The following is an 11,519-nucleotide window of genomic DNA, read 5'->3' on the forward strand; positions in this document are numbered from 1 at the left end:
GATAAAAGCGTTTAAGGCAAAAGACGAGCAGGCAACAAGCGCATCAACTGCGTATCGAACCAGACCACGAAGGCCGGTGACGGCACCGCATCGACCGCCAGGTACCACCAGTCATCTGCCGCGAAAGCGCGGCACTTCACCGCATCCTTCTCGGTCATGACCAGCGGCAATGACGGCATAAAATTCAAAGCCTGCGCGCTGTACTCTGCGTGGTCAGCAAAAGCATGCGGGACTGGCCGCCAGTGTAGCGTTTCAAGAGTGCTGAAGAAACGTTGTGGATTGCCGATACCGGCTACTGCGTGCACGGCCTGCCCTGCCGGGAAGTGGTCGAGCGGGCGTCGCTCGCCGCTCGACAGATTGACCAGTGTGGTGGGTTCAAGTCTGAATCCGAAGCCATCGTCGCGATCCGCCGTAGCACCGTTGTAGAGCAGCGCATCGACGCTCTGCAGGCGCTCGATCGGCTCGCGCAACGGCCCGGCGGGCAGGCAACGACCGTTACCCAAACCGCGGGCCGCATCAATCAGCACCAGTTCAAGGTCCCGGGCCATGCGGTAGTGCTGCATGCCGTCGTCAGAGAGAATCAGATCCAGAGGCTCAGCGGCCAGTAACGCCTGCACCGCGCGGCTGCGATCGGGGTCGATCATCAGCGGCACACCGCTGCGCTGAACGATCAATAGCGGCTCGTCTCCGGCGACATCAGCACTTTGTCCGGCCTCGACTCGCCACGGCAGCTGCGGTGGTTTGGCGCCATAACCGCGGCTGACCACGCCCACCCGCAGACCGCTGCGCTGGCAATGCTTGATCAACCAAAGAATCAGCGGCGTCTTGCCGGTGCCGCCCACCGTGATATTGCCGACCACGACCAACGGCACCGGGGGTTGGTAGATCTCACCCTCTCCGGCCAGAAAGCGTTCACGCTTGCGCAGCACCACACGTCGATACAGCCACTCCAACGGCTGCAGCACCTTCAGCGCGGGATGGCCGTTATACCAGGCGGCAAGCAAACGATCGGAAAGTGCCATCAGTGAGCCGGTGCCGCCTCGACGGTGGTCATGCGCAGATGGCTGAAACCGAGCTTGCCGGCAGCATCCATGGCGGTGATCACGGCTTGGTGTTGGGTTTTGCCATCAGCGCTGATCGACAAAGGCAGGTGGGTATCGCCTGCGGACTCTTTCTGCAGCGCCTCCATCAGGCTGGCCAGATCGTTCTTGGGCAGCAATTGGTTATTCACCGTGAACACACCGTCGGCGCTGATGGCGATATCCAGCTGCTTGGCTTGCTGGTCCTCGGCCGGCGAACCGCTGACAGCTTCCGGCAGCTCAACGCGCAATTGGGTTTCACGGGTAAAAGTGGTGGTCACAACGAAAAACAGCAACAGGATAAACACCACGTCGATCAGCGACGCGAGGTTGATATCGATTGTTTCCCGCTGTTTGCGGCGGAATTTCACGCTCTGCCCTCGACCAGATCAATATCACGGTCGCCCTGCACGACCTCGACCAGTTTGATCGCTTCCTGCTCCATGCCCACCACCAGCTCATCGACCCGGCGTTGCAGGAATCGGTGGAAGAACACCGATGGAATACCGACCATCAGGCCTGCTGCCGTGGTGATCAATGCTTTGGAGATACCACCGGCCAATACCGCGGCGTTGGTGGTCATGCCCGAGCCCATGAATGCGCTGAAAATATCGATCATGCCCAATACCGTACCCAGCAGCCCCAACAATGGCGCCATAGCGGCGATGGTGCCCAGTGCGTTGAGGTAGCGTTCAAGTTCATGAATCACCCGCGCGGCGGCTTCTTCGATGCACTCTTTCATGATCTCGCGGCCATGTTTTGAATTGGCCAGGCCCGCAGCCATGATCTCGCCCAATGGGGAGTTGGCGCGCAGTTCCTTGAGCTTTTCTTTATTGAGTTGCTTGTCCTTGATCCAGACCCAGACCTGCCCGAGCAAATTATCCGGGGTGACGCGGCTGGCTCGCAGGGTCCACAAACGCTCGGCAATGATGGCCAGCGCAGCGATGGAACTCAGAATGATCGGCAACATCATCCAGCCGCCGGATTTGACCAATTCCCACACAGTGACAGTCCCCTCGAAAAAGTGCGCCACTCTAACATAGGGCCTCGACGCACCGAAGACCGTGATGTTGCCTGTCGTCCGGCTTTAATAACTCGCGGTTATTTACTCCCGTCCGGATCACGCCAGAAGCGTCGTTGCTGGCCTATTGCCTCAGGCGGCTTGAAGCTTCCCAACTGAACGCGCAAGGCTCCTTGTTCGGCACTGTCATAAGCAATCATGCCCAGTTTGCGGTAACGCGCCATTACTTGCGGGTGAGGATGACCGAACGAGTTTCCGCGCCCGCGCGAGATCAGCACCGCCGAGGGCGAAAGAGCATTGAGAAATGCCACGGAGGACGAACTGCGACTGCCATGGTGCGGCGCCTGTAGCCAGTCAGTAACAACGGCCAAAGGACTGTCCAGCAGTGCGCGCTCGGCCTGGGCGTCGATATCGCCGGTCAGTAGCAGGCGTTCGCCGTTGGCTTCGACCTGCACTACGCAGGATTTCTGATTACTGTCGGTCGCGGATGACCATTGCCAGAGTTCGAAACTCACCCCGTCCCATTCCCACCTCTTGCCACTCTCACACGACTGCGCTTGCAGCTCGGCAGGCAACGCATCAGGGTCGCCACTCACCACGCGCGCCACCGGCAGCCCTCGCAGAACCGAACGAGCGCCACCGGCATGATCGGCATCGGCGTGACTGAGCAGCATCAGGTCCAGTCCTCGCACGCCCAGCTTGCGCAATGAAGGCAGCACCACCCGTTCTCCGAGATCGAAATCACCGAAACGAGGCCCGGCGTCATACAACAGAGTGTGATGACGAGTGCGCACGATAATTGCCAACCCCTGCCCGACATCCAGTTGCCAGATTTCGGCCTCGCCTTGGGGGACCGTTCTGAGCGGCGCAAAAACCACCAACAACAGCATCGGCCAACCCAACAGCCGCAACGGCAGTCCTTTGGGCAATAACAGTAGAAAAGCACCGATAACGCTTATCCCCCAGACCCAGAGAGGAATCGCTGCGGGCACCCATGCAGGCGCATACCCCGCCACCAGCGCCAGCCCCTGAAACAGCCAGTCGATCAAGCCGCCCGCCAGCCACAGCAACCCTTCACCGAGATACGGCAGCGGCAAGAGCAAGGTACCCAACAAGGCCGCAGGCAAAACCACCAGGCTGACCCAAGGCACGGCGAACAAATTGGCCAGTGGCCCACTGATGCTGATGGGCAAACCAAGAATCAGCAACACCGGACACAAACCAATAGCAATCAGCCACTGGGCACGGGTCCAGGTTTGCCACCCACTCCAGGCGCCCAAGCGCCCGCTGAACGTAAAAATCAACACCGCCACTGCCGCAAACGACAGCCAGAATCCCGGCTGCAAACTCGCCAGCGGCTCAAGCAACAGGACCACATTCAGCGCCAGCAACAACGGCCACCAGGCCCCCAGATGTCGAAAGCGCAGCCGCCAGAGCAGGACCAGCCCGATCATCACGCACGCTCTGCGTACCGGCACTTCGAACCCCGCCAGCAAGCCGTAACCCAGCGCCGCGCCGAAGGCCATCGCGCAGGCCCACGGTAGCCAAGGCAAACGTGTTGGCCACAATCCATACCGCGCCAGCCCGGCGATCAGCATATAAATCGACCCGGCCAGCAGACCAATGTGCTGCCCGGAAATCACCAGCAAATGCACCGTGCCGGTGTCTTGCAAGATCCGCCAATCGGTGGATGTCAGCCCGGCGCCATCACCCAGCACCAAGGCTGCCAACGCACCGGCCCGGCCTTGGGCATCGACGCTCAAGAGTCGCTGCCGGATGTCGTCGCGCCACGCCCACTGGGCACTTGCGAGCAACTGCCCGTCCTTGACCGTGCCTGTGGCGCCGATTCGTTGCGCCAGCAACCAGGCGTCGTAATCGAAAGCATGGGGATTGAGCAAACCGCCCGGGCGTTTGAGCTTGACCGCCAGTCGCCAGCGTTCGCCGCTGTGGACCGGCGGCCCGCCGTACCAGGCCAGCCGCATCAACTTCGGCAATGGGGTCCGCCGCGATTGCCCACCCTCAAGCTCGAAGCGCACCACACCATCGGCGTTTTGCGGCAAGCCCACCACGCGCCCTTCGAGCCAGCGAGTTTGCCCGTCGAGACTGAGCGCCAGGCGATCATTCAAAGCCCAGTGCGCGCCCGCACACGCCCAACTGAAGCCGAACAGAAAAAATGCCAGTGGATAAGTCCGAAACGGCAAAAGCATCAATCCTGGCACGGGCAATAGCAGCAATAGCCAGATCGGCGGCAGCGCCGGCAAGAAACGCAGGGTCAACAGACCCAACGCGAGCGCAAACATCCCTGTGCGCATAAGTCCGTCCATGAGAATCCTTTCTCTCGGAATAGCCGAGCCGCACGGGCGCAGCTTTATTAATTGTCACAAAGTCTGAATTTTCCATCCGTAGAATCCGGGCATACTTGCCGCTTGAACCGACCGAGATGCCCTATGCCCCGGCGCCTATTCAAACGTTACATGCCAGACCCGACCAGCATCCGGGAACACAAATCCTTACGCTTTCTTGGCACGCTGCTGCACGACCCGAATCTTTGGCACCTCAATCGCCACTCGGTAGCACGCGCGATGGCGGTGGGATTTTTCGCCGCGTTTCTGCCCATTCCATTGCAGATGCTGGTGGCGGCGATTCTGGCGATAACCGTGCGCGGCAATATGCCGATTGCCGTCAGCCTGGTCTGGTTGACCAACCCGATTACCATGCCCGCGGTATTTTTCTGCACCTACCAGACCGGCGCCTGGCTAATGAACGTGCCGGCCCGAAGCCTGCCGGACGAGCTGTCCTGGGAGTGGATCAGCGGCGAGTTGTCGACGCTATGGCAGCCTTTCCTGCTGGGCTCAGTGGTCACTGGGCTGGTCTTCGGCGCCCTCGCCTATTGCCTGACCATGCTCTACTGGCGCTGGTGGGTCAGCCGGCAATGGACGCGGCGCAAGAAAAGCCGACTGTAAAAATGCAAAAACGGCACCCTTGGGTGCCGTTTCTGTTGTGGAAGGTTGATCAGGGTATGCTGCCTGGCAACAATCGTGGCGAGGCTTTCGCAGGTTACTGGCGCATACCGCGACCGCTGACCAGCAGCCGTGCGCAACCGATATACAACACCACCGTCGCGACCAGCATAAAGGCGATGGCCACGCTGATCTTGATATCCGACACTCCAAGGATGCCATAGCGGAAGGCGTTGACCATATGCAGCACCGGGTTGACCAGCGACACGGTCTGCCAGAACGGCGGCAACAATGTGATCGAGTAGAACACCCCGCCCAGATAGGTCAGCGGCGTCAACACGAACGTCGGGATAATCGAGATATCATCGAAGTTGCGTGCAAACACAGCGTTTATGAAGCCCAATAGCGAGAAAATCGTCGCCGTCAGCACCACCACCAGAATGGTCACGCCCAAGTGATGCACCTGCAGATCGGTGAAGAACAACGACAGCAGCGTCACGATCACCCCGACCATCAGCCCGCGCAACACACCACCCAAGGTGTAGCCAATCAGAATGGTGTGCGGCGAAACCGGCGAAACCATCAGTTCTTCGATGGAGCGCTGGAACTTGCTGCCAAAGAAACTCGATACCACGTTACCGTAGGAGTTGGTAATCACCGACATCATGATCAGCCCGGGCACGATGTATTCCATATAGGTGAAACCACCCATATCACCAATCTGCCGACCAATCAGGTTGCCAAAGATCACGAAGTACAAAACCATAGTGATCGCTGGCGGCAGCAGGGTTTGCGGCCAGATCCGGGTAAAGCGCCGGACTTCACGATAGACGATGGTATTGAGCGCAACGAGGTTGGGCTGCAGCTCTGAACTCATACCGCCACCTTCGCCAGATTTTTCTCCACCAGGGACACGAACAACTCCTCAAGGCGATTGGTTTTATTGCGCAGGCTCAGCACTTCGATGTTTTGCGCGGCCAGTTGACCGAACAGCGCAGTGATGCCAACTGATTTATCAACCTGGACTTCCAGGGTGTGACTGTCGACCAGGCGGTTCGGATAGCCGATCAGCTGCGGCGCGACCTTCATGTCGCTTTTCAGATCGAGCAGGAAGGTCTCGACATGCAATTGGCTGAGCAACTGCCGCATGCTGGTGTTCTCGACAATGGTGCCATGGTCGATGATGCCGATATTGCGGCACAGCTGCTCAGCCTCTTCCAGGTAATGAGTGGTGAGGATGATGGTGATGCCTTTCTGATTCAGCTCGGTGAGGAAGGTCCACATCGAGCGACGCAGCTCGATATCCACCCCGGCAGTTGGTTCGTCGAGGATCAGCAGGCGAGGTTCATGCACCAGCGCGCGGGCGATCATCAATCGACGCTTCATGCCGCCGGACAAGGAGCGCGACGGTACATCACGCTTGTCCCACAGGCCTAGCTGGGTCAGGTATTGCTCGGCCCGCTCCTTGGCAATTTTCGGCGGGATGCCGTAGTAGCCAGCCTGAGTCACCACAATGTCGAAGGTCTTTTCGAACTGGTTGAAGTTGAACTCTTGCGGCACCACGCCAATGCAACGCTTGAGCGTGGCGGGCTCACGATCGAGATCATGCCCAAAGATATTCACCGTGCCGCTAGTCTTGTTCACCAGGGTGGAGAGAATGCCGATGGTGGTGGATTTGCCAGCGCCGTTGGGGCCGAGCAAGGCGAAAAAATCACCTTCGGCGACATCCAGATCGATACCACTCAGGGCCTGGAAACCGTTGCCGTAGGTTTTGGTTAGCTGCCGGATGGACAGAGCGGAACTCATATCGGATTTACGCACCAAGAAGGGAAGAAAGTTACAAATAAGGGCGGACCGCACAGAATGCAACGGCGGCGAACCAGGCCAATGGTGCTTGTCGACGCCGCACAAGTACAGTCATGTGTATTGATAATCGGTATTAAGTCAACGCAGTCATGACGGCTTTCTGATAAGCCGGGCGCTGCTTCAGGCGTTCATACCAGGCCTCCAGGTGGCGCATCTGCGGGCGCTCGATGGGCATTTCAAACCAGGCGTAAATAAAGCTGCCCAGCGGAATATCGCCCATGCCGATTTCATCACCGGACAAATATGGATGCTCGGCCAGCGCCTGATCGACCATCGAAAGCAACTCGGCACAGGTCTTCTGTGCCGCGTTGATCTTGACCCAATCCTGTTGATCCGCCGGGGTGCGCAATACGCCCCAGAACAGATGACGGAACGGTTCGGCCAAGGTCGAGGTGGTCCAGTCCATCCATTTTTCAGCAGCGGCCCGCGCCCGCACATCCACCGGATACCAGGCCGAATCGGCGGCATGCCTGGCGCACAGATAACGCACGATGGTGTTGGACTCCCAGAGCACGAAGCCGTCGTCTTCGATTACCGGAATTCGGCCATTGGGGTTCATGGCCCGGTATCCAGGTGTATCGACCACACCAAAGGCACCGCCCGCGTCCAGCGCTTCGTAGGTCAGACCGAGCTCTTCGGCGCACCAGAGTGCCTTTCTGACATTCGACGAATTTTTCCGACCCCAGATCTTCAGCATGACTGCCCCTTGATGGATGAATGCCGGGGCAGTCTACGCCGGATCAGGCGCGACTCAAATCGGTCTGCATATCACCCGGCCGGGCTGGCAACTGATCGCAGAACAAATGCGGATAACATTTTTCCAGATGCTCGAAGAAGAAAACTTCAGGCACATCCGTGAACTGCCCATGGTCCACCAGGTACTCCATCGACTGTTGCCCCTGACGATTGAACGGGTGGAACACGCTGTCATTGACTCCGTCGAACTCAAGCGGTGCCACATCGAACAACTCACAGAGTTGCTGATTGAACGCCGGGGTGGCCTTGACCCAACGGCCCTGCAAATACAGCTCGGTGTAACCGTGCATGGCAAACACATCGCTTCTGAGCAGCGCAAGCAAGCGTGGCGTCGACAGATGATTACGCACATCGGCCAGACCGATCCGTGCAGCAATTGCGCAATGCCGGGCGCATCCGGCGAGCAAGGTCGCCTTGGGCACGCAGTAGCTTTCACCGGTCGCCAGCGCATAACTGCCGCGCAAGGTCTGCGGGTCACGGCTGAAGGTATAAGGGTTGTAGCGCACGGCATCGCGCACGGCGTAATAGAGATTGATCGCCTGTTCGAGCGGGTCACGACTCTCGCCGCGATGCGTTTCGGCGAACTCCACCACCGATGGATGGTCACTATCGATGAAGCGGCCGGGACTCAGATACTCGTGCATGAGAACAATCTCCTGGGGAAGCCACGAGTCTAGCGATAGCCCTGGTACAGAGATAACGACGTTTCGGCCAAATATCAGAGCTTGCCGCTCTGTTAACGCAGGAACTCAACAGTCCGCTATCGAGACAACTTACGAAGTTCACCCGATGTTTCCTACAGATTCAAACACATCGCTCTTAGCACCCTGTTTCGTGGATGCCGTCTAAGCTCTCAGGATGGTTTTGCCCCTGTTTCACGGAGGATTGAATATGCTGCTGTTGTGGATACTGGTTCTGGTGGTCGGGATCGCCTATCTGGCACATCTCCGCACCACGCCCTTGCCCGCCTTGGGCATGATCGCTGTCTACCTGCTGGCGATGGGCGCCTTCAGCCGTGCACCAGGCTGGCTGTTACTGATTTTCTGGGTGATATTTGCGGCGGTGGCCGCGCCCTTGTTGTTGCCGGACCTGCGACGTAAATACTTCACGGCGCCGCTATTGAGCTGGTTTCAAAAAACCTTGCCGCCAATGTCGCAAACCGAACGCGACGCCATTGATGCCGGCACAGTCTGGTGGGACGGCGAGCTGTTCAGTGGTCGCCCGGACTGGAACAAACTGCTGGCCTACCCAAAGGCGCAACTGAGTGAAGAGGAACAGGCATTCATCGATGGCCCGACCGAAGAGCTCTGCGCCATGGTCAGCGACTGGCAGATCAGCCAGTCCATGGACCTGCCGCCAGAAGCCTGGGATCACATCAAGCAACACGGTTTTTTTGCCCTGATCATTCCCAAGGAGTTCGGCGGTAAAGGCTTCTCAGCCTATGCCCACTCCCAGGTTGCGATGAAACTGGCAACCCGCAGCGGCGACCTGGCCTCCACCGTGATGGTGCCTAACTCCCTCGGCCCGGCCGAACTGCTGCTGCATTACGGCACCGACGAACAGCGCAACCATTATCTGCCCCGCCTCGCCCGTGGCGACGATATCCCCTGCTTTGCCCTGACTGGCCCGCTGGCAGGTTCCGACGCAGGAGCAATGCCCGACACCGGGGTCATTTGCAAAGGTGAATGGGAGGGTAAAGAAACCCTCGGCCTGCGCCTGAACTGGGAAAAGCGTTACATCACCCTCGGCCCGGTTGCCACCTTGCTCGGCCTGGCCTTCAAGGCTTATGACCCGGACCACCTGCTGAGCGAAAATGAAGACCTGGGGATCAGCCTCGCGTTGATTCCGACCGACACTGCTGGCGTAGAAATCGGCCGTCGCCACCTGCCGCTGGGTGCCTCGTTCATGAACGGCCCGAACTCCGGCAAGGACGTCTTCGTGCCGCTGGAGTTCCTCATTGGCGGCCAGGAAATGCTCGGCAAAGGCTGGATGATGCTGATGAACTGCCTGTCGGTCGGGCGCTCGATTTCGCTACCGGCCGTCGGCACCGGTGCGGCCAAGTTCACCAGCCTGGTGACCGGCCAGTATGCGCAGGTTCGCGAGCAGTTCAACGTACCACTGGCGGCCTTCGAAGGGATTCAGGAAGCAATGGCCCGGATCGGCGGCAATGCCTGGCTGATGGACGCCGCACGGATGCTCACCGCCAACGCGGTAGACCTCGGCGAGAAACCCTCGGTACTCTCGGCCATTCTCAAATACCACCTCACCGAACGCGGTCGCGAATGCATTAGCCACGCCATGGACGTCCACGGCGGCAAGGCCATCATCATGGGCCCGAACAACTACCTCGGCCGTAGCTGGCAAGGTGCACCGATCTTCATCACCGTGGAAGGCGCGAACATCCTCTCCCGGAATCTGATGATCTTTGGCCAGGGTGCGATTCGCTGCCATCCATTCGTGCTCAAAGAAATGGCCCTCGCCGGCCGCGAAGACAAACAACAGGCCCTGATCGAATTCGACGGCCTGCTGCTCAAGCACATCGGTTTTGCCGTGAGCAACGCCGCCAGTACCTTGGTGTTGAACCTTGGCCTTGGGCGTTTCGAACACATGCCAGGGGACAAGCTCAGCCAGCGCTACTTCCGCGCCCTCAACCGACAGGCCGCAGCTTTCGCCATGCTCGCCGACTTCAGCATGATGCTGCTGGGCGGCGAACTGAAACGCCGCGAGCGCCTGTCCGCGCGCCTCGGTGATGTGCTCAGCAACCTGTATCTGGCCTCTGCCGCACTCAAGCGTTATCACGACCTCGACTCACCGGAACATCTGCATCCGCTGTTCGTCTGGGCCATGGAAGAAAGCCTCGGCCAGTCCGAACGCGCATTGGACGAACTGCTCACCAACTTCCCGAGCAAGGTACTCGGCTGCCTGCTGCGGGTGCTGGTATTCCCGCTCGGTCGTTGGCACAAAGGGCCGTCAGACAAGATGGGAGCTGAAGTCGCGGCGGTCATCTGTCGCGCCAAAGGCGATCCAACCCTTGAAGAGTTACTGGGGGGCTGCTATCGCCCGCAATCGACAGAGGACCCGGTCGGCGCCCTGCAGCATGCCTGCGACTTGCTGAGCGCTGCCCAGCCGCTGCAGAAAAAACTCCAGACGGCGCTCAAAAGTGGTCAGCTCAAACCTGCCGCCGGGGAGCATGCCATCGACGCCGCGCTGGAGGCTGGCGTCTTGCAACCGGTTGAAGTCCAGACCTTGCGTGAAGCAGAAGCGGCACGACGCAAGGTCATCGATGTCGATGACTTTGCCAAAGATGAACTGACGCTCAGCGCGGGTAAAACCCGTTAGACCAGTCCGTATAGCTGTTCAATTATGAAAAGCGGGTGTCGGAGTTATATACTTGCGCGCCCGTTTTGCTTTAGCTCTAGAGGACTCCCGTTATGCTCGACCACACTCTCGCCCTGCTCGCACACTTGCGCAGCATCCTGGTCGCCTTGGGTGAAGCCGAACAGGTTCCGGAAGAAAGCCACGAACTTTTCCTCGAGCGCTTCGACGAACTGATGCTGCAACTGCCGGTCGACCCGATCGAAAGCCAGTACCTGGGGCAAGACATTCTCTGCCAGGTCATCGCGCGTTATCCGCAGATTGCCCATCTGGTGCCACGCGATCTGCTGTGGTACTTCGCCGGCGACTGCCTGCACTTCATGCCCGACGACGAGATCGACCTGTACCAGGCCCTCGAAGATCGTCGTTATGAAGCAGAACAGAACGACGAGCCGTTCGACTGGAACCAGGAAAAACAGCTGCTTTCGATGTCGAACCAGGACGTCAAGCACTGATTCAACG

General features: G+C 59.1%; 11 protein-coding genes. 3 read left to right on the forward strand and 8 right to left on the reverse strand.

What is annotated here, in order from left to right; all coding sequences use genetic code 11:
- Window positions 1-11: 11 nt before the first annotated feature.
- The 4 genes from lpxK to AC07UI_RS19335 form a co-directional block, all read right to left on the reverse strand.
- The gene (gene lpxK, locus AC07UI_RS19320) at window positions 12-1,022 is read right to left on the reverse strand and encodes a tetraacyldisaccharide 4'-kinase (RefSeq protein ID WP_494994015.1); all 1,011 of its coding nucleotides are present in this window, start codon (window positions 1,020-1,022) and stop codon (window positions 12-14) included.
- Window positions 1,022-1,450 carry an ExbD/TolR family protein gene (locus tag AC07UI_RS19325; protein ID WP_494994016.1) on the reverse strand — a complete coding sequence of 143 codons (429 nt, stop codon included), beginning with the start codon at window positions 1,448-1,450 and terminating at the stop codon, window positions 1,022-1,024. The genes lpxK and AC07UI_RS19325 overlap by 1 nt, the downstream gene beginning before the upstream one ends.
- A complete protein-coding gene (locus AC07UI_RS19330; RefSeq protein ID WP_494994017.1) occupies window positions 1,447-2,082 on the reverse strand; it encodes a MotA/TolQ/ExbB proton channel family protein in 636 nt (211 codons plus the stop codon). Before AC07UI_RS19330 ends, AC07UI_RS19325 begins: the two co-directional genes overlap by 4 nt.
- A gap of 98 nt (window positions 2,083-2,180) precedes the next feature.
- Window positions 2,181-4,412 carry a DNA internalization-related competence protein ComEC/Rec2 gene (locus AC07UI_RS19335; RefSeq protein WP_494994081.1) on the reverse strand — a complete coding sequence of 744 codons (2,232 nt, stop codon included), beginning with the start codon at window positions 4,410-4,412 and terminating at the stop codon, window positions 2,181-2,183.
- Between the two features lie 135 nt (window positions 4,413-4,547).
- Between AC07UI_RS19335 and AC07UI_RS19340 the strand changes: the two genes are divergently transcribed.
- Window positions 4,548-5,063: a DUF2062 domain-containing protein gene (locus tag AC07UI_RS19340; protein ID WP_494994018.1), complete on the forward strand. Its 516-nt coding sequence runs from the start codon at window positions 4,548-4,550 to the stop codon at window positions 5,061-5,063.
- Window positions 5,064-5,157: 94 nt separating this feature from the next.
- Here the strand turns inward: AC07UI_RS19340 and AC07UI_RS19345 are convergent, their stop codons facing one another.
- The 4 genes from AC07UI_RS19345 to AC07UI_RS19360 all read right to left on the reverse strand — a co-directional run bounded on the left by AC07UI_RS19345 (window position 5,158) and on the right by AC07UI_RS19360 (window position 8,326).
- Window positions 5,158-5,937: an ABC transporter permease gene (locus tag AC07UI_RS19345; protein WP_494994019.1), complete on the reverse strand. Its 780-nt coding sequence runs from the start codon at window positions 5,935-5,937 to the stop codon at window positions 5,158-5,160.
- Window positions 5,934-6,866 carry an ABC transporter ATP-binding protein gene (locus AC07UI_RS19350; RefSeq protein ID WP_494994020.1) on the reverse strand — a complete coding sequence of 311 codons (933 nt, stop codon included), beginning with the start codon at window positions 6,864-6,866 and terminating at the stop codon, window positions 5,934-5,936. Before AC07UI_RS19350 ends, AC07UI_RS19345 begins: the two co-directional genes overlap by 4 nt.
- Before the next feature lie 133 nt (window positions 6,867-6,999).
- Window positions 7,000-7,623, reverse strand: a complete 624-nt coding sequence (locus tag AC07UI_RS19355) for a glutathione S-transferase family protein (protein ID WP_494994021.1) — start codon at window positions 7,621-7,623, stop codon at window positions 7,000-7,002.
- A 43-nt stretch (window positions 7,624-7,666) separates the two neighbouring features.
- A complete protein-coding gene (locus AC07UI_RS19360) occupies window positions 7,667-8,326 on the reverse strand; it encodes a transglutaminase-like domain-containing protein (protein WP_494994022.1) in 660 nt (219 codons plus the stop codon).
- 247 nt (window positions 8,327-8,573) lie between these two features.
- Between AC07UI_RS19360 and AC07UI_RS19365 the strand changes: the two genes are divergently transcribed.
- Together AC07UI_RS19365 and AC07UI_RS19370 are read left to right on the forward strand one after the other, a co-directional pair.
- Complete coding sequence (locus AC07UI_RS19365) at window positions 8,574-11,021, forward strand: acyl-CoA dehydrogenase (protein WP_494994023.1); 2,448 nt, start codon at window positions 8,574-8,576, stop codon at window positions 11,019-11,021.
- Between the two features lie 92 nt (window positions 11,022-11,113).
- Window positions 11,114-11,512, forward strand: a complete 399-nt coding sequence (locus AC07UI_RS19370) for a PA2817 family protein (protein WP_494994024.1) — start codon at window positions 11,114-11,116, stop codon at window positions 11,510-11,512.
- The last annotated feature ends 7 nt before the right edge of the window (window positions 11,513-11,519 follow it).

It is taken from the genome of Pseudomonas sp. GW821-FHT04C07 (assembly GCF_059420325.1).

Coding starts and splice junctions, on each gene's coding strand:
- lpxK (WP_494994015.1), bottom strand. CDS start 1,022: ATGGCACTTTCCGATCGTTTGCTTGCCGCCTGGTATAACGGCCATCCC.
- AC07UI_RS19335 (WP_494994081.1), bottom strand. CDS start 4,412: ATGCGCACAGGGATGTTTGCGCTCGCGTTGGGTCTGTTGACCCTGCGT.
- AC07UI_RS19340 (WP_494994018.1), top strand. CDS start 4,548: ATGCCCCGGCGCCTATTCAAACGTTACATGCCAGACCCGACCAGCATC.
- AC07UI_RS19345 (WP_494994019.1), bottom strand. CDS start 5,937: ATGAGTTCAGAGCTGCAGCCCAACCTCGTTGCGCTCAATACCATCGTC.
- AC07UI_RS19350 (WP_494994020.1), bottom strand. CDS start 6,866: ATGAGTTCCGCTCTGTCCATCCGGCAGCTAACCAAAACCTACGGCAAC.
- AC07UI_RS19355 (WP_494994021.1), bottom strand. CDS start 7,623: ATGCTGAAGATCTGGGGTCGGAAAAATTCGTCGAATGTCAGAAAGGCA.
- AC07UI_RS19360 (WP_494994022.1), bottom strand. CDS start 8,326: ATGCACGAGTATCTGAGTCCCGGCCGCTTCATCGATAGTGACCATCCA.
- AC07UI_RS19365 (WP_494994023.1), top strand. CDS start 8,574: ATGCTGCTGTTGTGGATACTGGTTCTGGTGGTCGGGATCGCCTATCTG.
- AC07UI_RS19370 (WP_494994024.1), top strand. CDS start 11,114: ATGCTCGACCACACTCTCGCCCTGCTCGCACACTTGCGCAGCATCCTG.